The organism is Streptomyces sp. NPDC090032 (assembly GCF_044748025.1).
Lineage (GTDB): Bacteria > Actinomycetota > Actinomycetes > Streptomycetales > Streptomycetaceae > Streptomyces.
This window is the reverse complement of record NZ_JBIVFF010000002.1, coordinates 1-24,391: the sequence shown is the minus strand read 5'-3', so window position 1 is coordinate 24,391 and position 24,391 is coordinate 1. Positions and strand designations below refer to the sequence as shown.

At 69.6% G+C, this 24,391-nt stretch carries 19 protein-coding genes and 1 pseudogene; 12 read left to right on the top strand and 8 right to left on the bottom strand.

Annotated features, from left to right (window positions below; genetic code table 11):
* Nucleotides 1-117 precede the first annotated feature (117 nt).
* Entirely contained in the window at nucleotides 118-1,728 is a 1,611-nt protein-coding gene (locus ACIPWY_RS03845; protein ID WP_393703262.1) for an alpha/beta fold hydrolase, read from the bottom strand.
* A gap of 15 nt (nucleotides 1,729-1,743) precedes the next feature.
* Entirely contained in the window at nucleotides 1,744-3,291 is a 1,548-nt protein-coding gene (locus ACIPWY_RS03840; RefSeq protein ID WP_393703264.1) for an alpha/beta hydrolase, read from the bottom strand.
* A gap of 321 nt (nucleotides 3,292-3,612) precedes the next feature.
* Here ACIPWY_RS03840 and ACIPWY_RS03835 point away from each other — a divergent pair.
* The 3 genes and pseudogenes from ACIPWY_RS03835 to ACIPWY_RS03825 form a co-directional block, all read left to right on the top strand.
* Nucleotides 3,613-3,756, top strand: a pseudogene (locus tag ACIPWY_RS03835) (SpoIIE family protein phosphatase); the annotation flags it as partial.
* 343 nt (nucleotides 3,757-4,099) lie between these two features.
* Nucleotides 4,100-4,522, top strand: a complete 423-nt coding sequence (locus tag ACIPWY_RS03830) for a DUF6003 family protein (RefSeq protein ID WP_393703266.1) — start codon at nucleotides 4,100-4,102, stop codon at nucleotides 4,520-4,522.
* A gap of 473 nt (nucleotides 4,523-4,995) precedes the next feature.
* The gene (locus ACIPWY_RS03825) at nucleotides 4,996-5,355 is read left to right on the top strand and encodes a hypothetical protein (protein ID WP_393703268.1); all 360 of its coding nucleotides are present in this window, start codon (nucleotides 4,996-4,998) and stop codon (nucleotides 5,353-5,355) included.
* A 282-nt stretch (nucleotides 5,356-5,637) separates the two neighbouring features.
* Here ACIPWY_RS03825 and ACIPWY_RS03820 read toward each other — a convergent pair whose 3' ends face one another.
* The 3 genes from ACIPWY_RS03820 to ACIPWY_RS03810 form a co-directional block, all read right to left on the bottom strand.
* Nucleotides 5,638-6,870 carry a diacylglycerol/lipid kinase family protein gene (locus ACIPWY_RS03820; protein WP_393703270.1) on the bottom strand — a complete coding sequence of 411 codons (1,233 nt, stop codon included), beginning with the start codon at nucleotides 6,868-6,870 and terminating at the stop codon, nucleotides 5,638-5,640.
* Between the two features lie 444 nt (nucleotides 6,871-7,314).
* Nucleotides 7,315-7,656 (bottom strand): SDR family NAD(P)-dependent oxidoreductase, encoded by a 342-nt coding sequence (locus ACIPWY_RS03815; RefSeq protein WP_393703299.1) that lies wholly within the window; start codon nucleotides 7,654-7,656, stop codon nucleotides 7,315-7,317.
* Nucleotides 7,657-7,668: 12 nt separating this feature from the next.
* Nucleotides 7,669-8,028 carry a PRC-barrel domain containing protein gene (locus tag ACIPWY_RS03810; RefSeq protein WP_362910531.1) on the bottom strand — a complete coding sequence of 120 codons (360 nt, stop codon included), beginning with the start codon at nucleotides 8,026-8,028 and terminating at the stop codon, nucleotides 7,669-7,671.
* A 360-nt stretch (nucleotides 8,029-8,388) separates the two neighbouring features.
* On the opposite strand from ACIPWY_RS03810, the gene ACIPWY_RS03805 reads away from it, so the two are divergent.
* A complete protein-coding gene (locus tag ACIPWY_RS03805) occupies nucleotides 8,389-8,799 on the top strand; it encodes an ATP-binding protein (protein ID WP_362910533.1) in 411 nt (136 codons plus the stop codon).
* A gap of 235 nt (nucleotides 8,800-9,034) precedes the next feature.
* Complete coding sequence (locus ACIPWY_RS03800; RefSeq protein ID WP_362910535.1) at nucleotides 9,035-9,439, top strand: DUF6303 family protein; 405 nt, start codon at nucleotides 9,035-9,037, stop codon at nucleotides 9,437-9,439.
* Nucleotides 9,440-9,960: 521 nt separating this feature from the next.
* Here ACIPWY_RS03800 and ACIPWY_RS03795 read toward each other — a convergent pair.
* The 3 genes from ACIPWY_RS03795 to ACIPWY_RS03785 all read right to left on the bottom strand — a co-directional run bounded on the left by ACIPWY_RS03795 (nucleotide 9,961) and on the right by ACIPWY_RS03785 (nucleotide 13,538).
* Entirely contained in the window at nucleotides 9,961-11,157 is a 1,197-nt protein-coding gene (locus ACIPWY_RS03795; RefSeq protein ID WP_393703273.1) for a mandelate racemase/muconate lactonizing enzyme family protein, read from the bottom strand.
* Between the two features lie 143 nt (nucleotides 11,158-11,300).
* Complete coding sequence (locus ACIPWY_RS03790) at nucleotides 11,301-12,233, bottom strand: LysR family transcriptional regulator (protein ID WP_393703275.1); 933 nt, start codon at nucleotides 12,231-12,233, stop codon at nucleotides 11,301-11,303.
* A gap of 75 nt (nucleotides 12,234-12,308) precedes the next feature.
* A complete protein-coding gene (locus ACIPWY_RS03785; protein ID WP_362910541.1) occupies nucleotides 12,309-13,538 on the bottom strand; it encodes an ROK family transcriptional regulator in 1,230 nt (409 codons plus the stop codon).
* A gap of 194 nt (nucleotides 13,539-13,732) precedes the next feature.
* On the opposite strand from ACIPWY_RS03785, the gene ACIPWY_RS03780 reads away from it, so the two are divergent.
* The 7 genes from ACIPWY_RS03780 (at nucleotide 13,733) to ACIPWY_RS03750 (ending at nucleotide 23,719) form a co-directional block, all read left to right on the top strand.
* On the top strand, nucleotides 13,733-14,674 hold the full coding sequence (locus ACIPWY_RS03780) for a sugar ABC transporter permease (RefSeq protein ID WP_362910543.1): 942 nt from the start codon (nucleotides 13,733-13,735) through the stop codon (nucleotides 14,672-14,674).
* A gap of 11 nt (nucleotides 14,675-14,685) precedes the next feature.
* Complete coding sequence (locus ACIPWY_RS03775; protein WP_362910545.1) at nucleotides 14,686-15,639, top strand: carbohydrate ABC transporter permease; 954 nt, start codon at nucleotides 14,686-14,688, stop codon at nucleotides 15,637-15,639.
* A gap of 29 nt (nucleotides 15,640-15,668) precedes the next feature.
* Nucleotides 15,669-17,015 (top strand): sugar ABC transporter substrate-binding protein, encoded by a 1,347-nt coding sequence (locus ACIPWY_RS03770; protein WP_362910547.1) that lies wholly within the window; start codon nucleotides 15,669-15,671, stop codon nucleotides 17,013-17,015.
* A gap of 83 nt (nucleotides 17,016-17,098) precedes the next feature.
* Complete coding sequence (locus tag ACIPWY_RS03765; protein WP_401532172.1) at nucleotides 17,099-19,288, top strand: alpha-galactosidase; 2,190 nt, start codon at nucleotides 17,099-17,101, stop codon at nucleotides 19,286-19,288.
* A 53-nt stretch (nucleotides 19,289-19,341) separates the two neighbouring features.
* Nucleotides 19,342-21,696: a glycosyl hydrolase family 95 catalytic domain-containing protein gene (locus ACIPWY_RS03760; RefSeq protein WP_401532171.1), complete on the top strand. Its 2,355-nt coding sequence runs from the start codon at nucleotides 19,342-19,344 to the stop codon at nucleotides 21,694-21,696.
* Nucleotides 21,697-21,812: 116 nt separating this feature from the next.
* Nucleotides 21,813-22,853, top strand: a complete 1,041-nt coding sequence (locus ACIPWY_RS03755; protein WP_401532170.1) for an aldo/keto reductase — start codon at nucleotides 21,813-21,815, stop codon at nucleotides 22,851-22,853.
* Nucleotides 22,850-23,719, top strand: a complete 870-nt coding sequence (locus ACIPWY_RS03750; RefSeq protein ID WP_362910556.1) for an amidohydrolase family protein — start codon at nucleotides 22,850-22,852, stop codon at nucleotides 23,717-23,719. Before ACIPWY_RS03755 ends, ACIPWY_RS03750 begins: the two co-directional genes overlap by 4 nt.
* The last annotated feature ends 672 nt before the right edge of the window (nucleotides 23,720-24,391 follow it).

Below are 24,391 nucleotides of genomic sequence, written 5' to 3'. Positions count from 1 at the left end.
GCACCACGCATCCCCAGCGTCCAAGCGATCTGCGTCGGCCCGCCCATGGGCGGCGGGGAGCCACCCGGCGCGCGCAGGGCTGGTCGGGGGTCAGTGTTCGGTGGAGTAGCCGGCGGCTCAGGGACCGATCTCGAACTTGGGCGGTTCGAGGCTCTTCAGACATGCGGTCTTCGGTGCAGCCGGGGTGTCGAAGAAGGAGACGGTGATCTCCTGGGCGCACTTCGACGTGGCGAACACCACGTGCGGCTCGTACGGGACGGTGACGACCTTGGCCTTGCTCAACGTGCGGGCGACGTAAGGCCCGTTGTCCGCCCCGGTCTGGGAGTCGAAGGTGCCCGACAGGGCGAGGGTGGGGATGTCTCCGCGGGTCACGTCCCGGATCGAGCGTGGTGCCGCGGGGACGTTCCAGACGTCGCAGTCCGGGCGGAGGAACGTGAGCTGAGGGGCTTGGGCCTGGACCGAGCGGGGGAAGGAGGGGAACGCGTCCTGTCCGCCCTGGAGCGCCTGCTTCTCGCTCTCGTACGGCGTCCACTCGCTGCAGAAGACTCCGTAGCCGAGGCCGTGCGCGACCCTGCCCATGGCCTGGGGGCTCAGCTTGCCGCCGGCCCACTGCTGAGCGATCCGCCGGGGCTTGCCGTGCGCCAGCTCATCGAGGGCGATGGGCACTTGGGGCGCCACGTGGGTGGCGGAGGTCATCCAGTTCACCAGTGCCCCGCCGTCCAGTACGACCTTCACCGGCTTGTCGCTCCCGGGGAGCTTGACCGTGGTGGTGACCGGCTTGGCTTCGAGGTCGCGGACGAGCTTGTCGAAGGTGGCCGACAGGTTCGGGTAGCGCTTGTTGCACGCGGGCTGGTCCGCGCAGGCCTTGAACAGACCGTCGAAGCCCTGCCGGGCACTGCTCCAGGTCAGGGCCGACCCGCCCTTGGACGGCGGCAGTATGCCGTCGAGGCCCACCGAGCGGAGCCCGTCGGGGTGCAGGCGCATGTAGACGAGTGCCAGGTGGGTGCCGTAGGAGATGGCGTACAGGTTCCACTGCTTGATTCCGAGCGCGGTGCGCAGGTCGTCGTAGTCGGCGGCGCTCTCGATGTCGTTGTAGGCGCTGAGGTCGATCCCACGGGCCGCCAGCTGGTCGTGGCAGGCCTTCGTGGCCTCGACGTGCAGGTCCTTGGTGGACGGAGCGTCGTAGACGAGACCGACCGCTTGCGCGTTGAACCTGTCGATGTTGGGACACAGGAGGTTCGGCTCGGCCGAGTACGTACCGCGCTGGGACATGAGGATCACGTCACGGTCGCGGTTCAGGCCGCCGTCGATCGCCATCTTCGCCTCCCCTACCGCGTCGTCCCCTGGCCCGCCCGCGAGCCACACGATGGGGTCGGGTTTCGGTGTGGCGGACTTGGCGGGCACGATCGCGACACCGAGTTTGATCGCTTTACCGGTCGACCTGGCGCGGTTCTCGGGCACGGTGAGGGTTCCACAGCGGGCTCCCTTGAGCGCCTCGACGGGTTCCGGCGTCTTGGGGCAGGGGCCCGGTTCGTAGCCGGCGTCGCCCACCGTGCGTGCGGCCGTGCCGATCGGCGCCTCGGGGCCGGCGCTGGTGTCGGTGCGGGACTGTGCCTGAGCAGGCGCTGCGAGCAGGCCGGTGACGAGGAGACCGGTTGCTATGCCGACCGACGTGGCCGGAAGTCGTCGTAGGGGGCGTCGACGACGGGGCGCGTGGTGGAAGGTCATCTGGTGCCCTCCCAGTCATTTCGGGGTGATCGTGAACGGTTCGGGCTCGAGACCGTTCACGCACGAGGTGTCGGGGGCGGTCGGGCGAGCGAAGAACGACGCCAGCACGCGCTGAGCGCAAGGCGACTGCGGGACCACCCAGTGGCCGATGCCGGGGACCTGTACGGCGGTCGAGCGGGACAGGTTGCGGGCCACGCCCTTCGCCCAACTTGCCCCGGTCTTCACGTCGAACGTGCCGGAGACGACGAGCACCGGCACCGAGCTGACCGTGGCCACCCGCTGTACCTTCGCGCGGTCCGGAACGTTCCAGATCCCGCACGCCGGGTACTGGAAGGGCAGCTGCGGCGCCTGGGCCAGGACCGTGTCCGGCCACCCGGGGAAGGCCTTGCGCCCCGCTTTCAGCACGTCGGATTCCGAGTGACCCGGAGCCCACTCGCCGCACGCTATCGAGTTCGTCAGGCCGTGCGCGAAGGCGCCGACGTTCTGGACCGAGCCCGCCGCGCGGGCCCGCGCGAAGCGCTTCGGATTTCCGCGGCTGAGTTCGTCGAGCGCCGCCGGGATGTCCTTGGGCCGGGGGGTCAAGGCGACGATCAGGTTCAGCAGCGCGCCCCCGTCGAGGACGACCTTGACCGGCTTTCCTCCGCTGGACGGCGTGGCGTTCAGAGTCAGGGGGTGAGCCTCCAGTTCGCGCACCTGCTCCGTCAGCAGGCGGGGGAGGTCCGGGTAGCGGTCCTTGCAGGCGGGCTGCGCCGCGCACGCCTTGAAGATGTTGTGGATTCCCTCAGCGGCGCTGCCCCATCCCCACGGCAGGGTCGTGACCTGAGGAGGTGTGACCGAGTCGATCGCCACCGCGCGGATTCCCTCGGGGTGCAGGCGCAGGTAGGTGAGGGCCAGATTGCTGCCGTAGGAGTACCCGTAGACGTTCCATCGGGGGATGTCCAGCGCCTTGCGCAGGTCGGCGAAGTCCGCGGCGTTCTCGGTGGTGTTGTAGGCGCTCAGGTCGACGCCGGCGGCCGTCAGGCGGCCCCGGCAGTCCTTCACCGCCTTCAGCATGAGCTGTTCCGCCCGCTGTGAGTCATATCCCAGGCCCACGGCCTGTGCGTTGAACCGGTCGACCTCAGGGCAGGAGAGGTTCGGCCGGTCGTAGAGGTTGCCGCGCTGGGCCATGACGATCAGCTCGCGGTCCTTGTTCAGCCCGGAGTCCATGAGGAAGGGAATGTCGTCGAACGTGTCGGCACCGGGGCCGCCCGCCATGAACACCACCGGGTCCTCGGAGGGCTTCTCCGCCGCGGCCGGAATGACCGCCACGGCCAGCTTGATGGTCCGGCCGCCGGAGCGGGAGCGGTTCTCGGGGACCTCCAGGAAGCCGCACCGTGCCTTCCTCAGCGCTTCGATGGGCTCGGGCGGCTTCGGACAGGCACCGGGCACGAACCTGGGGGCTGCCGGTCTGGGTTCTGCGGCCTGGGCAGCTGCTGATGAGGCGCTGATCGGTGTGGTGCCGAAAGCTGCCAAGCAGGCCAGAGCGGCCGCGGCAGTCACCGCGTGGATGCTGCGCTTTGGCATGTGATCTCGTCCCTCTGCCGGCAGCGACGGCGGCCACTGACGAGACCAGGCCGCGACGGATTGGGCGGAACGCGCGTTTTCGACGTTACCGGGTAGCGCATTCGGGTGCACGCGGAGCGGTCACAACCCGTGCCCCCCGGCCCATCCGACACGATGGACGCGCGCCGCATCACCGGGCCCGACCCGCACGAGTCGCCCCCCCGTCGGCGCGAGGTCCGCTCCCGGTATCGGGGCGACCGAGGGAACGCCCAGATCACCATGACACATCGCCGCGTCACCGGATCGTAGATCGCGTACAGGCAGGTGGCACCCACGATGCCCATGGCGCTCTCCGTATCCGACTCGTCCGGACAAGGCATGCACGCCGCCGCCACCATGGGCCGGCTACAGACCGCGGTCCACAAATTCTCCTCGCTCGATCTGCCACCCGACAAGTTGCTGAGCCACGTGGACGACCTCGTCGGCGCGCGCAGGGCCCGCAACCAACTACCGCCAGGCACCGACCTACAACCCATCGCCCTGCACGCACTCGAAGGCCGCAGAATCCTGCGCACCCGCGTCCTCAGCAGCGTCACCAACGGGTACCGCTATGCCGCTTGACCTGCCGCGACGCCTCTCCGAGCCCCACAACCACCGAATACGCCAACGCGCACAAGGCACTGGTCGAACTCGACTTGGCCCGTGCGCCTTCCGAGCTGTGAGTGCGAGCCGGACTGCTCTGGGCATTCAAGTAGCCGGTGGGACTCGTGGCTGCTCAGGAGCGCTAGCATCAGGGCACCGCTGATGTCCGATCGAAAGCGATGCCGAAATGGCCGACGACGCATACTTGTTTTTGCTCCCCGACCGACATCCGCGGTTGGGGGCGGCTCTTGCTGCCGTGGGCCTTCTGGAATGTGCGGAGACTCCGGCCGTACATGGCTGGTTGCAGGCCCACGACGTACCAGCGACCTCCGAGCAGGTTCGGGTTCTTCCCTCTGAGGCGCAGACCTTGATCCCTCCGGACGCGGAGCGCTTGCCCGTTCCGTTGAGCGAGGAGGAAACGCTGAGGGTCCAACAGGAGTGCGCGCCCCAGTCCATCACGGACATGGAGACGGAGCTGCTGGAGTTCCGGGAACTGACGCAGGACTGGCAGGCTCTCGTCCACCGGGCCCTGACTGCTGGCATTCCCCCGGCGCGCATCGCTCAACTGACCGGCCTGGACCCGCAGGAAGTCGGCCGCCTCAGCGTGTGACCGAGGCGCGCAGAACGCGGTGCGGGGCTGTGGATTGACGCCCGCACCGCGTCTCCAGCCCTGACCCGCGGAGGGGCCCGGGTGAGGCGAAGATGTCGCAGCGAAGCCTGACCAGAGTGCCGTGCAGGATGCGGGAAGTGCTGTCTGTCTCCCGCGAGTTGGCCGGAATCACGAGGCGCCGTAATCCCGGATGGTGGGAGAGGCGCCGGACGCCAACAACGCCGTGCCATGGCGACGACCGGTCGGCGACGAGGTCACGGACCGCGCCAAGCCCCGCCCTCCGAACCAACCGACGGGGCCCCGTTGGCCAGAGCAGCGATCAGGTTGCCGGGGCCCTGGACAGCAGGTTGAACGGCCCGCAGAGCGCCATCATCGCGGCGCCATGACAGAAGGCGGGCGGAACTCTGTCGCTGGACCACTCCAGTTCGTGGACCGACGGCTCCCGTCGGCTGACAGCGGGCTACTGTCCAGGCATGAGCAAAGTGGATCCCCTGCTGAAGAGGTTGACCGACCGAGTGGAGACCGACGCCCTCACGCTACCGATCACACTCGTCGTATGCGGCACCACGGTCACCGGAGAGGTAGTACCGCACACCGTCTGGGCCGAGCACATAGCCGAGCAACTCGGTGATTCGGCGAGCCGTGCGAATGCCTTCTCCGCCGATTTCACCTGGGCGGCGGAACAGCCCGAGCAGAACAGCAACTACCTGCATCTGAACGGTGGCAAGGTCGTCAGCGGCGGGGCCGCCTTCCCCGAACACGGCGGACTGTTCCGCATCGGACTCGACGAGGTAAGCGGCTGGTTCCTGGGTGAGATTCAGGTCCACGGCTAGGGACGGCCCGGTCCGCACATCCGGTCCGGCGGGTAGACACGGCCGGTAGTCGGCCCAATGTATTCGCTTCGCCTGCCGGGGAAATTCGGTATGACATGACTGGTGGAGCGGCAATGGCGCGCGGACGCCGGCGGGCCCGACGCGCGGTGTCTTCTCCTGGGCCAACGCCCGCTGGCGCAAACCCCGACACACGCGAACGCGGCACACTCGGTACGTGAGGGCGGCGGGGGTGACGGACTCATCCCGTCGCCCCCGCCGCCTTCCTGCGATCGACGCCTGGTGTCAGCGCAGCCACTGGTCCTGGTCAGCAGGCCGGTACAAGGTGACCGCCTTGGGCATCTTGTCGAGGACCAAGTGCCGGTAGGTGGCATCCGTGACCTCGCCGTCGTAGGCGAAGTGCGGTTCACCTTGCAACACTTCCAGGTCCAGCCGACGCACCTGCGCTGTCGTCAGCACCCGGGAGTTGTGCAGGGTCCCGGTCAGGACGGCGAGGAGCAGCCGTGTGCGGGCCAGCGGGGTACCGGCCTCCACCGCACGGACGTCGAGGAGCCCGTCGTCGAGCTGGGTGCGGTAGGTCGGGGCGAAACCGGCCGGGTGGTAGATCCCGTTACCCGCGAAGAGCAGCCATATGCTGCGGGGGCGGCCGTTGATGACCACTGAGAGCGGGGTGCCCGTGGCCAGGACCTTCGCCAGGCCCACGGCCAGCGCAGGCCATTTACCGATGCGCTTCTCCATGCGTTCCCTGGCATGGACGAGTTCCGAGTACACCCCGATGCTGAACGTGTTGAGGAAGAGTTGCTGCTCTCCACCGCTCGGGAAGACACCGGCCGAGTCGTCGGGTGAACCGTCCGGAGCACCCGTCTCGGGGCGCGTGCGAGGGCTCTTGGGCGACGATGCCCGGCCCACGTCGGCGGTGACCGCGTCGCCAGCCCGAATCGCGCGGGCCACGTCCTCCAGCGTCTGATTGCCGAGGTCCACAGCGAAATGGTTGAACGTGCCGCCAGGGAAGACAGCCAGGGGAACGTGATGGCGGGCAGCCGTCGCACTGCCCGCGTTGACGGTGCCGTCCCCACCACACACTCCCAGCGCACCACCGTCGGCGACGGCGCGCATCGCCGCCTCGTCGAGCAGCGCTACGAGGTCGTCACCCGGCTCGAATACGGTGATCGCGGCCTCGGGAAGCAAGGTGCGCAGAGTCTCGGCGGTGTCCTGGCTCCAGGAGATGCCCGACGACGGATTGACCACCAGATGCAGACCCTTGCCGGCCACGAGCGCCGGAGCCGGCCTGCGGGGAGGAGCTGCGGCGGCCGCGGCCTCCGGCTTCACCGGCCACCAGCGGCAGGTGAGCAGTGCGGCACCCATACCTACGATGACGCCCATCGCCGCGCGGCCTCGGTGGTCGAGACCTTCACGGCCGCGTACGTAGGCCAGTCCTGCGGCGAACGGCAGCACCGCGAGCCCGTAGCGGGGCGACTCCAGGACGACCCCGGACGCGAAAGCGGCGGCCGACGTCATCGGACTTGAAGGCAGGGAATCGGTGCTCGGGCGGGGAAAGATCCCAGGGAGCGCGTCCAGGACAGGGCGCGTGCTCCGGGCAGCTGGTCTGGCCAGCGCGCGATCGATCGCCACGACGATCGCCACGGAGCCTATGCCGCGCAGGGCGGCCCTGCGGGCACTCCTGCCGCCTGACATCCCGAGTACGGTAGCGGCGGCCAGCCACACCGCATCGTGCCCGCCAACGCTGCGCAGCAGGTCCGTCGCCGAGCTCCCCCTCACCGCACGACTCCTGGCGAGGGCCCCGGCCAACCGGCCCCCCGTTCCGGGTATCTTCCACAGCCGTCCAGGTCGCCTCATGCGCTCGCTACACCTCTGCACCTAGGGTCCGCTGCGCGCGACCGGACCGGACCGCAGCGCCGCCTCACCCTATCGGCGACTGACTCGACCGTCCGACGAGATGGTTCAGGTACAAGAAGTGCTCGGTACCTGGCGCCCCGGTGGACAACCGATCTCCCGTCGGGGCCAGGGCACGGGCTCAGCGCCGCTCTCCAGGGCTTCCACCACCGCTCGCGCTGGCTGGTTCACGTCGCCTCCTGCTGGCATCGGTGGCGCTATGACCTCTACTGCGCGGTCGGCAAACTCGGTGTCGAAGTGCCCGAACCTGACGTCGAGGACCTGGACCCCGACGGTATGCGTCTCTCGGCGGACGGCGTCGGGCCAGGCACTCAGAGCGGCCTTTGACGCGCTGTAGTCGGCCATCGCCGGCTGCGGGTGCTCCGCCACCGCGCCGGATACCGCGGCGATCTCCGCCGGGCTTCACGCCGAGCGCTCCAACGTGGCGTAGTAGTTGCCCACTTCGGTGAGGTAGGCCGGCTCGGTGGTCTGGCTGTCGAGGGTGAAGCGGGGCGCGCCCTTGATCTCGTCCCTGGTGTGAGTGACCGTCACGTTCTGGGCACCCGTATCGATGGCGACGACGATGCCTGCCGGGATCAGGACACTCCTGCCGAACAGCCATACACCGGTATCGACGACCAGGTGTTGCATACCGGCCTCATCCACCTGACGTTCCACCTGGCCGACCATCCCGTCCGGCGCCGTGAGGGTGAATCCCGTCAACGCCGCCTGCTCCTGCCCCTGATAGCCGGTGCCTGCCGGGTAGGCCCAGACGCTCTGCATGAGGTGGTTCCTTTCTCTCCGCATTGCTCGCCAATGGCGGGGCCGTGGAGCCGATTGCGACATTGACGTCGACCGCCCGCCGCGGAATGGCCCCGCTCACCACTCCCCCGTACCCAGGTAACAGACCGTCATACAACCGAGCGCTCTTCGGTAGGCCACACGAGTTCCGCCTCGGCCCGGGCTGAGCACACCGCCAGAGACCTTCGCAGGCCGCCTACCTGCGAATTAACCTCCACGTACGACCGCTGGCGACGGCTCCGAACCACCCAACGGAAGACTCACCATTTTCATCGCGCTCCCGCGGGGTAGATGCGCTGTGTAACAGCAGCCGCACCGAAGTCCGCCCGAGGGGTGAAGCCCATGCAGCACCCGCCAACGGTCGAAGACCACCATGCCTATCCGGCCGAGGCACTCAGCCGCCCGCAGAAAGCGACCGACGCCCGTGACGCGGCGAGCTGTTTCCTCGCCCGTCTCCACCCCACCCCACCGACACCTACGGCCCAGGACCTGCTCCTGCTGGTCTCAGAACTCGTCACCAACGCCAGGCGCCACGCAGGCACCGTAACGGCACTTCATCTGCGCGCCGACCGGCGGCACATCCACGTCACCGTCGACGATCCCAGCCCCGCGCATCCCCAGGACCGCAGTACCGACCTGTCCGGCGGCGCCGGAGGGATTGGCTGGCCCATGATCCGCCGCCTGGCCCGAACGCTCACCATCCATCCCCAGCCCGGCGGCGGCAAATCGATCCATGCCACGCTCCCCCGCTGAGCAGCGATCCCACGACCGCAGATCCTGGCTGCCGAGTCCTTGCCCGGTCCGGTACTTGGCTGTGAGGCACAGGGAGGCGAACTGCTCGCCTGAGAACTGACCCGGCACGCGTGTTCAAAACATCGCCCAAGAGCGGGCTCGCATCCACCGGTCGACGAACCACAAGGTCGCGCCACCATGCCCCATCGGCGGGGACTCCTGGCACACGACCATGAACCTGCTGTGAGGAGAACTCGTGACTTCCGAATCCTCTGTGCCGCTCCCCGATCCCCTCGACGCCATGGCAGACGTCCTCGACCCGCGGCCCAAACTGCCAGGGCCTCAAACGGACCCGACCGCCCAGGGCCACTTCACCCGCGCCCAATTGACCCGCTCCCCAGGGGACGCGAACTGGGAGATCGCGGTCGTCCTGTACGGGGTCCCGGCCGATGAGTGGCCCTCGACGAACCTGCCCGGCACCGAAGCCCCCACCCTGCGCGCACGCGGACAGGCCCTCACAGACCTGGGCTACGTCCAGACGGGCCCCGGGTCCGATTGCCACTACTGGGAGTGGGCCGAGTGCCAGGACGGCGACCACACAACCGTACAACTGATGGCACACACCGAAGTCCAGCCCATCGGCATGCCGGAGATCGAATGACAACGGTGGCCTTCGCGTCATGCCCTCCCCTGCGACCAGGCAGCGCTGCACAGCCGGCGGGGCACCCGTGCCGCCGGTGGCCCTATGGCCGCTGATCGCCGGGCTCACATCCGGATGCAGCTCGCTCGCCCGGCCGATCGCGGTCGGTCTCCCGTCGCCGTGGGAGAAGAAGAGCGAGCCGCACAAGCCCGCCCCGACCCGAGTCCGGCGGTCGTTCCGGAACCTGCCGGCGAAGAGCCCTGCGCCAGGGTGCGGACCGAACTCGGCGCCGAAATGGGGAGGTTCCTCCGCCGCCGGCAGTGCCCTCCGCACGGCATCACCGGCATTTCGCCCTGGAGAAGATGCTCACCGCGGGGGCCTGAAGCACCGGCCGCCGTCCTCCTCCCCGTACTGGGCGAGGTGGCGCCGCGGGCCGTGGTCCCGGTGGGCGCGCAGGGCGTCCCGCGCGCACACCGGGGTTGCGGCGGAGCCTGCCATCGGCAGTTCGACCAGGCGCCGTCCGCCGCCGAAGGCCCGGACGCCTATGCGGTACGCAACGCGCCGACCCCGCGCAGCTGCCAGTCCCGGCGGGCCCGGGGGGCGATGGCCGTGGCGGCGCCGGGGGCCTGCGGTCGCTGGAGGTAGCCCTCGACGACGACGCTGCGTTCGGCGTAGGCGTCCTGGGTCCACGGGATGAACTCGACCAGGGGCGGGGCGGCCGACAGACCGACGCCTACGAGGTGCTGGTGCAGCTGCATCATGTCACCGGCGTGCGGGGCGACCCGCAGGCCGCGGGCGTCTGCGGTCCTCGCCACCTGCAGCCATTCGGTCACGCCGCCGAGTCGGGTGGCGTCGGGCTGGACGACGCGCAGGGCATCGTGGGCGATGAAGCCGGTGAACTGCTGGTAGCTGTAGATGCTTTCGCCGGCGGCGATGTCGAGGGTCGTCGAGCGCTGCAGGGCGACATGGCCGTCGAGGTCGTCGGCGTGCAGGGGTTCCTCCACCCAGTCCATCCGGGTCTCCTCGAGGACGGGCATGATCCGGTGGGCGGTGGACAGATCCCAGCGCTGGTTGGCGTCGCACATCAGGGGCACGTCGTCCCCGAGTGCCCGGCGTACCGCCCGCAGCCGGGCGGCGTCCTCGCACCAGTCCGCCTTGCCGACCTTGACCTTCACCCGGCGCCAGCCCTGGTCGACCAGGGCCGTCAGGCCGCGGATGAGTTCGCCCACAGGGGAGTTGAGCCAGCCTGCGTCGGTGTTGTACGCCTCGACGGGTTCGGCGGATCCGCCGAGGAGCCGCCACAGGGGGACGCCGGCGCGCTGTGCGGCGAGGTCCCACAGCGCGATGTCGACCATGCCGAGCGCCATGTGCACGGGACCGGCGCGGCCTATCCAATGGGTGGGCAGCCAGTACAGACGGTTCCACGTGCCGAGGATGTCCTCGGAGGACGCGCCCAGCAGGGTGGGCGCGTAGTGGTCGTCGATGACGGAGCACAGGAGTCCGGGTCCGGTGTGGACGCCGGAGATCCCGGTGCCGACCCGGCCGTCGCGCGTACGGATCTCGACGACGGGCACCGTCCAGTGGTCCATCGCGGCGGTGGCGTCCGCGATAGGCCGGGCCAGTGGGACGGCCAGCGCGTACGTTTCCACCGAGACGATCTCGGCGCCCTCGTCACCGTGGACCAGATCACTGAGGGTGGGCGACAGCACACCGAGCACCTGCGGAGCAGCATCGGGCATGGAGGGTTGTTCTCCTTCGCTACGTGACTTCGCTACGTGACAACACCGCGGGTCCGGCGGCCGGTTCAATGCAGCCAGCACCCTCCTCACCGGGCAAGAGTGGATCGCGGATGGACGGCATCCGCGATCCGAGGGAGCCCGGGTCACGCGCTCGGCGGGACCGGGATCGTGCCCTGCGGCAGTGGCGCCGCAGCCACCAGGTCGATGAACGTCCTGGACGCGCGGGGAAGTGGTCGTTCACCGTGCCACCAGATACCCACGTCGCGGTACCGGTGCAGGTCGCGGATCGGACGGTGCTCCAGCCCGTCCTGGCGGACCATCGACGCGGCAAGCAGGTTGACGACACCGACACCGAGCCCGGCGCGGACCATGGCAGCGAGCGTGGTGGGCTGTTGGGAAACCTGTCCCATGGGCACCTCCACGTAGCTCGCGTGCAGCGCGGCCTCGGCCTCGTAGCCGAGATAGTTGTCGAGCAGCGGGTTCCCGATGGTGATGACCCGGTGGGCGGCGACCTGTTCCAGCGCGACGGACTCCTCCGCCAGCAGGGGATGGCCGGTGGGCAGGAGGACCACGAACGGCTCTCGCCACAACGGGATGCAGGTCAGCGCGCGGTCGGCGGGTTCGGGGCGCAGCGGCCTCAGCGCGACGGTGACGCGCCGGTCGGTCAGCGCGGTCTCGGTGGACTGGACGTCACCGTCGAAGATGCCGACCTCAAGTCTCGGGTGCTCACTGCGCAGTTGCCGCACGACGGCCGGCAGGAAGGCGTCGCTCGCGCTGGCGAAACTGCCGATCTTCAGCAGGCCGGTGAGCGGATCCCGGCCGTGGCCATGGCCCGTGAGGTCGTCGACCGCGGCGAGCACCGCCCGGGCCTTGGGCAGCAGGGCGCGCCCGTCCTCGGTGAGCGCGAGCGGCCGGACCCGGCGTTCGATCAGGGTGCAGCCGAGCGCCCGTTCCAGGTTGGCCACGTGTGCGGAGACACGTGGCTGCGAGAGGGGTATGGCTTCGGCGGCTCTGGCGAAGCTGCCGGTGTCGACGACGTCGAGCCAGGTCTTCAGCCAGACCAGCTCTACCCCCATGGCGACCTCCGCATGACGTTCTCCGAATCAGGTCCGCGCGGCATCAGGTCCGCGCGGCATCAGGTCCGCGCGGCATCAGGCCTCCACGGCCAGGTTCCCTTCCACCAGCGCCTGGATCACCGAGGCCGCCGAGCCGCGCGCCCAGTCCTCGAAGGTGTGGGACTTCGCGACGATGGTGCAGGCTCCCGCCGAGCCGAATACGTGCGCCTCGAAGGCCTCGCGCAGCCGGAGGTCGAAGAGGTCGTAGTTGGTGACGGATTCACCGGCCACGAGGATGCTGCCGGGGCCGACCAGGTTCGCCACGGTCGCCAGCGCCAGCCCGATCACGGATCCGGCGCGCTCGAACGCGCCACGGGCCTCGGTGTCACCGTCGCGCGCCAGGGCGACGGCCTCCCGCATCGTGAGGAGCGGGTCCTGCTTGGCCGTACGGATGGCCTGGATGATGGCGCTCGACGAGGCGACCGTCTCGACGCAGCCGTGCCGTCCGCAGGTGCACAGCAACTCGCTCGGGCCGAGCGGCAGGTGTCCGATCTCACCTGCCACCCCGTGATCACCCGCGACGATGTCGCCGTTGACGTACAACCCGCAGCCGATTCCGGCACCGATCGTCAGGATGGCGAACGAGTTCGTGTCGACGCCGATGCCGAACCACTCCTCGGCGATCGACAGCGCCCGGACGTCGTTGTCCACGTACACCGGCAGGTCGTGACGTTCCTGGACGAGGTCACGCAGCGGCACCTGCGACCAGTTGAGCCGTGGTGAGGTGCGTACGATTCCCAGGGCGCTGTCGACCTCGCCGGACACGGCCACCCCGGCGCCGAGGACTCGCGCGGCGTCCGGGCCGAGCTCGGCGAGCAGGGTGTCGATCACGGTGGCGACGCTGTCGGCGACGGCCGCCGGGACGGTACTGGCGAGCGGACGGTGGATCGAGTGCCGCACCTCGGCACGGAGGGTGGTGACCACGCCGAAGATCTCGTCGACGCGCACCGTGATCCCGATCGCCAGGGCCGCCTCCGCCTGCACGCTGAGCGGCTGTACGGGACGGCCCGGCGCTGACGAACGGAGGTGGTCGTGGGCCGAGATGAGGCCCTGTTCGGCGAGGCGGGCGACCGCCTTCGTGACTGCCGTCTGGGACAGTCCGGTCCGCTGAGCGACCTCGGTCCGCGGGATCGGGCCGCGTTTGAGGATCTCGGTCAGGACCGTCGTCACAGCGGGCGCAGTGGGCAGCCGGCCCCACTCGAGGCCCGGCGCCACAGAGTCGCCGTCCGTCGATTCCTCGCCGCGAGCTGCTCGCCCGTCGCTCATGCCTGTCCCCGATCTCCGCTACGGCAGTGCCCTGCTGTCGATCATTTTGGTTTCCGTCGCCATGTAAAGCAACCGTTCCTGGACAACACATGGTCGAAGAATTACTGGACAGAGGAATGTAATGAACTTATGGTCGCCACACGTCGGCGACCAGCCGGTGCCCTGCCGAAGTGCGTCCGCTCAAGGGAGAGTTCATGGCAACGACGCTGAGGACCCGGCCGGAAGGACGTGAACGTGCCCTCCGCGGAGGACAGTTGCGCAATCCGGCCCATCGAGGCGACTGGCGGCTCGCGCTGCTGCTGATCGCCCCTGCCGTGCTGGGCTTCGCGGTGTTCGCGGTCTATCCGACGCTCCGCGGCGTCTACCTCAGCTTCACGGACTTCAAGATCCTGACGCCGCCTGTCTGGTCCGGCTTCGACAACATCAGGACGCTGATCAGTGACGAGAAGTTCTGGCACTCCCTGCGCGTGACCGTGTACTTCGTCGTTCTCTCCGTCGGGATCGGCCTGACGGTCTCGCTGGTCACCGCCGTCGTGCTGCACCGGCTGACCAAGTCGACCGTGGTCCGGGGCCTGGTCATCCTGCCGTTCCTGATCTCCGGCGTGGTCGCCGGGCTGGTGTGGCAGTGGATGCTCGACCCGCAGCTCGGGATCGTCAACATGCTGATCGAGAAGGTCACGGGGGAGCCGATCCAGTTCCTCGGCTCCCAGGCGTGGGCCATCCCGTCAGTGGCCCTGATCAGCGTCTGGAAGTCGATGGGCTACAGCACCATCCTGATCGTCGCGGGCCTGCAGACCATTTCGCCCGACGTCTACGAGGCGGGCCGCCTCGACGGGGCGAGCGAGATCCAGATGTTCTGGCGGCTGACCCTGCCGCTGCTGCGGCCGATCATGGCCATGGTCGTCGTGCTCAGCGTCATCAGCTCGTTCCAGGTCTTCGACATCGTCGCCGTCACTACCAAGGGCGGACCGGCCGACGCGACGAACGTGCTGCAGATGTACATCTACGACAAGGCCTTCGGCCAGCTCGACTTCGGCTACGCGGCCACCATGTCGCTCGCCCTCTTCGCGATGCTCATCACCATCACCTTCCTGCAGATGCGCCTGCTGCGCGCCGACGAATCCGACACGAAGTGAGGCCGGCCGCCATGACCGCCACAGCCGTCACCGCTCCACAAGTCCAGGCGCCCCGGTCGTCCGAGGGCGGTCCCGTGGCGCCCCGACGTCGGCGCCCGCCGGTGGGCCGGGCCGCCGCCTGGCTCTACATCATCGGGTTCCTGCTGGTCACCGTCTTCCCGTTCTACTGGATCCTGCGGACCGCCCTGTCGGACAACCACGCGCTGAGCAGCGACCCGCACTCCATGCTGCCGACCGGCTTCACACTCAACGCCTTCGAGCGCGTCTTCGGCATGACCAGTCAGAGCGAGGCGATCGCCCAGGGCGGCTCCGGCGCCACCCTCGACATCCCGCTCTTCCTGCGCAACTCGATCATCTACGCGGGCCTGCTCACCGTCTGCGTGGTCGCGTTCTCCGCGTTCGCCGCGTACGCCTTCGCGCGACTGCAGTGGCGTGGCCGCAACCTGGTGTTCAACATCCTGCTGACCGGCTTGATGGTGCCCGGCATTCTGATGCTGCTGCCCAACTTCGTGCTGATGAGCGACCTCGGCCTGCTCAACACCTTCGCCGGACTCATCCTGCCCGGCGCCCTGTTCTCCGCCTTCAACATCTTCTTCCTCCGCCAGTTCATGCTCGGGCTGAGCAGCGAGGTGGAGGAGGCGGCGGTCATCGACGGCGCAGGACCGCTGCGCATCATGTTCCGCATCACCTTCCCGATGACGCAGGGGCCGCTCGTCACGCTGGCCGTCCTCACCTTCATCGGAGCCTGGAACGACTACTTCTGGCCTCTGCTCGTCGGCAACAACGAGCAGGTCAGGCCGCTCACGCTGGCGCTCGGCGTCTTCCAGCAGGCATCCCCGAAGGAAGCGCCGGACACCGCCGGCCTGATGGCCGCGACGCTGGTCGCGGCGGTTCCCATGCTGCTGCTCTTCATCGCCTTCGGTAAGCGGATCGTCAACTCCATCGGCTTCAGCGGGATCAAGTGACCCCGCCCGACCTCGACTTGAGGCACCCCATGACAACCAGGAAGTTCGCCGCCGCCGCTGTCGGCGTCGCCGCCCTGCTCACCCTCACCGCCTGCGGCACCGGCGCCAGCACCGAAGGCGCGGGCACCACGGTGGACTGGTGGACCTGGTCCCCCGAGCAGGCCGCCGCTTACAGCGCGTGCATACCTGGTTTCGAGAAGGCCAACCCCGGCATCGACGTAAAGATCACGAACTACAGCGTGGACTACTACTTCACGAAGCTCACCGCCGGTTTCGCCGCGAAGGACGCCCCCGACGCCTTCCAGAACAGCGTGACGTACTTCCAGTCCTACGCGAGTCTGGGGCAGCTCCTCCCCCTGAACGACCTCATCAAGAAGAGCAAGTACGACCTCGGCGCCTTCGCCGATGGCGTCGACCTGTGGAAGTACAGCGACGGCAAGCAGTACGGGCTGCCGCTGGACTGGGCGGGCAGCGCTCTCTACTTCAACAAGGACATGGTCAAGAAGGCCGGGCTCAAGGAGAAGGACCTCCAGCACCTCACCTGGAACGCCAAGGACGGCGGCACGTTCCTGAAGGTGGTCAAGCACCTCACCGTCGACAAGAACGGTGTGCGCGGCGACGAGCCCGGCTTCGACAAGAAGAAGGTCAAGGTCTACGGCATCGGCACGATGGCCTCGGACGACAACCTCGGCCAGACGACCTGGGGCCCCTTCGCCTCCAGCACGGGCTTCAAGCTCACCGACCAAGCCAACTGGCCCAGCCGGTTCAACTACAGCGACCCGCGGTTCATCGGCACGATGGACTTCATGCGGAGTCTGTCCGATGACGGCTACGCGCCCAAGCTCAAGCAGTTCACCACCGGCATCGCCGACGAGGTCGGCTCGGGTTCGGTGGCGATGGCCTCCGGCGGTTCCTGGGACGCGCCCGCCCTCGCCAAGCTGACCGGTGTGCAGGTCGGCACGGTCCCCGTGGTGTCCTCCCCCGACGGCAAGCGCTCCGTCATCAGCAACATGAACGGCAACAACATCTGGTCCGGCACCGACAAGCCCGAGCAGACCTGGAAGTGGCTCTCCTACATGGGCTCCGCGCAGTGCCAGTCGAAGGCGGCCGTCGTCAACGGCTCCTTCTTCCCCTCCATCAAGAGCTCGATGGACACCCTCGTCAAGTCCTCCGCCGAGCAAGGTCTCGACCTGTCCGTCTTCGGTGCGTACCAGAAGAAGGGGCAGCTCGTCCCGGCCCCGGCCTACAACAACGGCACCCAGATGGAGTCCGAGATCAGGCCGCAGTTCGAGGCGTTCTTCCTGCACCAGAAGAACGCGGGATTCTGGCCGGCGCTCCAGAAGCAGACGAAGTCGATCATCGCCGACGCCGACTGACTCCGGCACCGCCGCGCACCATGCCGGTCGGCGGGCATCGCTCCCGACCGGCCGGCGCCACTCCACTACCCACATGAGGAACCGTGTCCGACCTCGCCCAGCCCGCACCCCTGATCCACCTGCGGGGCGGCGCCACCAGCTTCGTCGTCGAGCTCGGTGCCCCACTGCCGCACGTCCTGCACTGGGGTGCCGACCTCGGTGAACTCTCCACCGCCGAGCTCGACACCATCCGCGCCACGGCCGTACCCGGCATCACCCACAACTCCACCGATCTTCCTCGCCTGTTGACCGTGCTGCCCACCGAGGCGGACGCCTGGTCGGGGACGCCCGGTATCGAAGGCCACCTGCGCTCGACCGGAATGCCCTACCCACGCTTCCACCTCACCGGGCACACGCATGACGCGCAGGCATCGAGCCTCACCCTCCGGCTCCACTGCGACCTGGGCCTCGAACTGTCACTGCGCTACCGGCTCGACGCACACGGCATCCTCGCCGTCGACGGCCGGCTCCACCGCCCGGACCTGGCCGGCACTCCGGGCGAGGGCGACGCCTTCGACCTCACCGCCCTCACTTTCCTGCTGCCGCTGCCCGAACGGGCCACGGAGATCGTCGACTTCACCGGCAAGTGGTCACGCGAGCGCAGCGCGCAGCGCCACCCCGTCCCGTTCGGCACCCACCTGCGCGAGAGCCGGCGCGGACGGCCCTCACTCGACTCCCCGTACCTGCTCATGGCGGGCACGGACGGCTTCGGCTTCCGCACCGGCGAGGTCTGGGGCATGCACGTGGCCTGGAGCGGCAACCAGCGCTACTTGGTCGAGCAACTCCCGGAGGGCGCCGGTGCACACCGTTCGGTCGTCGGCGGCGGGGAACTCCTGCTGCCGGGCGAAGTCACCCTCGCCGACGGCGACTCGTACGACAGCCCCACGCTCTACTTCGCCTGGTCCGACGGCGGAATGGACGGTGTCGCCGACCGGTTCCACAGGTTCCTCCGGTCCCGGCCGCACCACCCGGCGAAACCTCGGCCACTGGTCCTCAACACCTGGGAAGCCGTCTACTTCCAGCACGACCTCGGCCCCCTGCTGGACCTGGCCGACCGGGCGGCCTCGGTCGGCGTGGAGCGCGTCGTCCTTGACGACGGCTGGTTCCTCGGCCGCCGCAGCGACCGCGCCGGCCTCGGCGACTGGTTCGTCGACCCTGAAGTCTGGCCGAACGGCCTGACCCCTCTGGTCGAGCGAGTGCGCTCGCACGGCATGGAGTTCGGCCTCTGGTTCGAACCCGAGATGATCAATCTCAGCTCGCGCCTCGCGCAGCAACACCCCGACTGGATCCTGGCCCCGCCCTCCGGCGCGGGCCCCTCGATCCGGCACCAGCACGTCCTCGACATCGCCCACGAGGAAGCCTGGAAGTTCCTGTACGAGCGGATCGACTCCCTCGTGTCGCAGTACGGGATCGACTACATCAAGTGGGACCACAACCGTGAACTCCACGAAGCGAGCAGCCGGGCCGACGGCGGTCGGGCGGCCGTCCGGGCCCAGGCCGAGGCGCTGTACCGGCTGCTCGACGCCCTGCGCGCCCGGCACCCCGCCCTGGAGATCGAGTCCTGCGCCAGCGGCGGCGGCCGCGTCGACCTGGGCGTCCTCCAGCACACCGACCGTGTCTGGGCCTCCGACTGCAACGACCCCGTCGAGCGCCAGCACATCCAGCGCTGGACCGGTCAGCTCCTGCCGCCCGAGCTGATGGGCACCCACGTCGGCGCCGCCGAGGCACACACGACGCAGCGCGTGACCTCGCTGTCGTTCCGGCTCGCCACCGCGCTGTTCGGGCACGCGGGAATCGAGCAGAACCTCAATGCCTGCGAAGACGGCGAGTTGCGCACGATCCGGGCCTGGGCCGACCTCTACAAGGAGCTGCGGCCACTTCTGCACAGCGGGCGGGTCGTCCGGGCCGACCTGGCGGACGAACAGACCCTGCTGCACGGCGTCGCCGCCCACGACGGGACGTCCGCGCTCTTCACCTGGGCGCGGCTCGGTACGTCGGCCGCGGTCACCTCGGGCCGGGTCCCGGTGCCCGGCCTCGCTCCGGATCGCCGGTACAGGATCCGTACGCGCACCGAGATCGGCCGGCCCGCCCTGCACGAAGGCCCGCCCGGCTGGCTGGCCTCGGCCGACGAGGGTGCGCTGACGCTCAGCGGCCACGCCCTGTCCACGCTCGGCCTGCCCATGCCGACACTCCAGCCCCAGCAGGCGCTGCTGCTGCAGTTCGACGCCATCTGACCCGACCGGCCCCCACTCCCCCACTCCTCACGCTCACACCGAAGGCCAGGCACATGCTCCTCAACTCCCTTGGCGGGACCGACCGTTCCGAATCCCTCGCGCCCCTGCCGGCCGGCTCGCTCCGGTACAGCACGCCGGCGACCAGATGGTTCGAGGCCCTCCCCATCGGCAACGGCAGACTCGGCGGCATGGTCCACGGCGCCGCCGACGTCGACCGCATCCAGCTGTCGGAGTCCACCGCCTGGTCCGGCGCACCGTCCGACACCGACGTCAGCGACACCGGCCGCGAGCAACTGCCGCACATCCGCGCCCTGCTGTTCGCCGGAGACCACGCCAAGGCTCAACAGCTCACCGAGGAACACCTGTTGGGCCGCCCGACATCCTTCGGCACCAACCTCCCACTGCCAGAGGTGCTGATCCGGCACCTCGCCACCGGCCCGGTCCAAGGCTACCGACGCGGCCTCGACCTCGACGACGGGATCGCCCGGTCCGCATACACCCGGTCCGGGACCGACTACGCGACCGAGGTGCTCGCCTCGCACCCGACCGGTGTCATCGCCTACCGGATCACCGCCTCCACGCCGAACGCCGTCGCTCTCCAAGTCGACGTCGGTGACGCCGTGTTCCCGCTCCGACGCCGGATCGACAACGGTGACCTGGTCCTCTCGGGCCGGGCCGTCGAGACGCTGCACAGCAACGGCCGGGACGGCGTCGACCTCACGATCCGGATCCGCCTGCTGCCCGACAACGGAACCGACCACGGAACGCCGGACACGTCCGGTGACACTCTGCGCATCGACGGCGCGGACGCCGCGACCCTCCTGATCGCCGTAGGCACCAGCTGGCTCGACGGCTCCCCGGAGGCCGACGCGGCCGCAGCCCTCGACGCCGCGGAGCGGCAGGGCTGGCCGCAGCTGCGCGCCGCGCACGTCGCCGACGTGTCCGCGCTGATGGGACGCGCGGCCATCGACCTCGGCCGCACCGACCCCACCGTCCGCGCACTGCCCACCGACGCACGCCGCGACCGCCTCGCCAAGGGTGCCGACGACCCCGAACTGCTCGCGCTCTACTTCCAGTACGGCCGCTACCTCACCATCGCCGGATCCCGCCACGACTCACCGCTGCCGCTCGCACTGCAGGGGCTGTGGAACGACGGGCTGGCCAGCAGCGCCTCGTGGACGAACGACTTCCACCTCGACATGAACACCCAGCAGAACTACTGGGCGGCCGAGCCGACCGGCCTGGCCGAGTCCCAGGAGCCGTTGCTGCGTCTCGTCGAGAACCTGCGGGTGTCCGGACGGTCGACGGCCTCACGGCTCTACGGTGCCCGCGGCTGGGTCGCCCACACGGTCACCAACGCCTGGGGCTACTCCGCGCCCGGCCGCGGGATGGGCTGGGGCCTCAACGTGACCGGCGGCGCCTGGATCGCCCTGCAGCACTGGGAGCGTTGGGAGTACGGGCGCGACGAGACGTTCCTTCGCGAGCGTGCGTACCCGGTCCTCAAGGAAGCCGCCGAATTCTTCCTCGACTACCTCGTCCCCGAGCCCGAGCACGGGTGGTTGGTCACCGGTCCCTCCGACTCACCGGAGAACTGGTATCTCGCGCCCTCCGGCGCCGAATGCTCCGTGTCCATGGGGCCGACCGCAGACCGCGTCTTCGTCGAGGCGATCTTCCGTATGTGCGAAGAGGCGGCCGCGCACCTGGACGTCGACGCCGACTTCCATGCGCGCGTCGCCGCCGCCCGCGCCCGCCTCGCCCCGTTCCGGATCGGTCGCCACGGTCAACTGCAGGAATGGCTCCACGACTTCGACGAAGCCGTGCCGAGCCACCGCCACACCTCCCACCTCATGGCGCTCTACCCGGAGCGGCAGATCTCCCCGCGCACCACACCGCAACTGGCGCAGGCGGCCCGCGTGACCATCGACCGGCGCGAGGCGGCACCCGGCTGGGAGCAGACCGAGTGGGCCGAGGCGAACTTCATCGCCTACTACGCGCGCCTCCTCGACGGCGACGCCGCACTGCACCACGTCCGCAGCCTCGTCGCGGACGCCAGCGAGGCCAACCTGCTGTCGTACTCGCGCGGCGGGGTGGCGGGCGCAGCCCAGAACATCTACTCCTTCGACGGCAACGCGGGCGGCACCGGCGGCATCGCGGAGATGCTGCTGCAGTCAGACAGCGACGAGATCGAGCTGCTCCCGGCGCTGCCGACCACGTGGAGGGACGGGCAGGTGCGGGGACTGCGCGCGCGAGGCGGCATCCAGGTCGACATCACCTGGTCCGACGGCCGACTGCGGCACGCCACGCTCCGCGCCGAGGCGGCACGGCAGGTCCGGATCCGGTACGCGGACGACACCCTCGCCCTGAGTCTTCTCCCGGGACGATCCTGCGAGGTGACGCCCGACAGCTGAACCCCCGCGTCGTCTCCTTATCCGAAAGTTCGTCATCCGCACTTCGGTGTTGTCCGGCGCGGCCGGAACTGGCTGAATCCTCTGCGTACCGTCCCCACACCGAAGTCGGGAGAACCGTGTCGAACACACCCCCGCGCGTCGAGGTCGGCGACCACGGCCTGCGGCTGCCGCGCATCGGGCTCGGGACAGCGTCCCTCGGGAACTTCCTCGGAGCCATCACCGACCAGCAGGCCGTCGACACGATCCGGCGCGCGCACGCGCGGGGGATCCGTTACGTCGACACGGCGCCGCTGTACGGCCACGGCCTGGCGGAGACACGTACCGGCGCGGCCGTGCGGGACATGCCGCGCGAGGACCTCGTCGTATCCTCGAAGGCCGGGCGGCTGCTGCGGGCGGACGCCCCCCGCGACGAAACCCAGCACCTGGACGGGGAGCCCTTCTACACCGACGTCCCCGACAGCGGTCCCGTCTGGGACTTCTCCTACGAGGGGGTGCGCACCTCGCTGGCGGAGAGCCTCGACCGGCTCGGCCTGGACCGCATCGACATCCTGCATCTGCACGACCCCGACGACCACTACGAGCAGGCCGCCTCGACCGCCTACACCGCGCTGCGGGATCTGAGGGCCGAGGGCGCGGTCAAGGCCATCGGCGCCGGCATGAACCGCACGCCCGTGCTGACCAGGCTGGTGGAGAACTGCGACCTCGATCTCGTCCTGCTCGCCGGCCGCTACACCCTGCTCGACCAGAGCTCGATGGCCGACCTGCTCCCCGCCTGCCGCGCACACGGCACCACGGTCGTTGTCGGCGGCGTGTTCAACAGCGGCATCCTGCTCGATCCCTCGCCAGGGGCCCGGTACGACTACGCCCCCGCCGACGCCGCGATCGTCGCGAAGGCACGGCGGATCCAGGAGGTGTGCGACCGGCACGACGTCCCTCTCGCGGCCGCCGCCCTGCAGTTCCCGCTCGCCCATCCGCAGATCGCCAGTGTCCTGATCGGGGCCAGGTCCGTCCCCGAACTCGACATGGACCTCGATCTGTTGGACGTGGTCATCCCTGACGCGCTCTGGCACGACCTGCGGGCGAGCGGGCTCCTGCCCGACGACGTGCCCGTTCCGTCCGGCGCCCTGGTCACGAGTCCGGAAAGGAGCGTCCGGTGACCCCCCGGCACGCCGTGCGCATCGACGCGCACCAGCACTTCTGGGACCCCAAACGATTCCACTACCCCTGGATGGAGGACGCCGCGCTCGACCCCGTACGCCGCCCGTTCTCGCCCGACGACCTCGCCCCCGAACTCGCCGCGCGCGGCATCGACGGCACCGTCCTCGTCCAGACCGTCTCCGACCTCACCGAGACGCGGATGTTCCTCGACATCGCCCGCGAGACCCCGTTCGTCCACGGTGTCGTCGGATGGGTCGACCTCACTGCTCCGGACGTCGGCGACGTACTCGACCAACTGCGCGACGAATACGGCCAGTTGCTCGTCGGCATCCGTCACCAGGTCCACGACGAGGCGGACGCGTGCTGGCTGGAGCGGCCGAACGTCCGGCGCGGCCTCGGCGAGATCGCGGCCCGTGACCTCGCCTACGACCTGCTCGTGCGCACCCGCGAACTCCCCGCAGCCGTCTCCACGGTGGCTGCCCTGCCCGGCCTGCGCTTCGTCCTCGACCACATCGCCAAGCCGCGCATCGCCGACAGCTGGGACGGCCAGTGGGCGACGGCTCTCGCACCCCTCGCGGACCTCCCCAACGTCGACGTCAAGCTCTCCGGCATGGTCACCGAGGCCGACTGGAAGAACTGGTCACCGCAGACGCTGCGGCCGTTCATCGACCACGTCCTCGGCCTCTTCACGGTCCAGCGCGTGATGTTCGGCTCGGACTGGCCCGTCTGCCTGCTGGCGGCCGACCGCTACGGCGTCGTCGCCGACGCCCTCGCCAACGCCGTCAACACCCTGAGCGCCACCGAGAAGGAGCAGGTATTCGGCCTCAACGCCCAGCGGAGCTACCGGCTGCCCGGCCTCTACTGATCCGGACGATCCGGACGTCACACCGCTCGCCAAGGTGGTGGCGATGGAAGGGGCCTGATGGGTTCGGTGGAGTTGAGTCGAGCGGAGGCGGTCGCGCTCGTGCAGCGAATCATGGAGGAGGGCTATGCCTCCGAAGGCTGCAGGCCTTGTCCGCCGCGACGCTGTCGGGCCTCTTGCGGGGCCTGCCCGACCCGAGCCGGGGCACACGGATCTTCTCCAGCAGCGGCGGCCTCTGGCTGGGGCGCTGGTCACCGTCGCCGGTCGACGCGCCCGCTGTGATCCGTGTCGCCGATCGGGTCGTCGCGAAGATCGCCTCCCGGGCGGCTTGTGAGGCACTGCGCATGGCGGGCAAGCGCTCCCGCGGCGGCGACCGGGACCAGGCACTGCGGGCCCTCGCTGCCGGCCCGACACGGAACTCGGCGTTCTGGGATGAGAGGCCCCGCCCGGCCGGAAGGAAGGGAGACCGGGCGGGGCTCTGCGGAAATCCTCCGAGACGGACACCCGCACCGCACGTACGGACCGGCCATTAGGGTCACCGTGCACGCATGACGGGTCGTGGGGGGGGGGGGGGGGCGCCCCCCCCCCCCCCCCGCCGCCCCCCCCCCCCCCCCCCCCCCCCCCCCCGGGGGGGCCCCCCCCCCCCAGCCGGGCGGGGGCGAGCCGGGCCGCCCC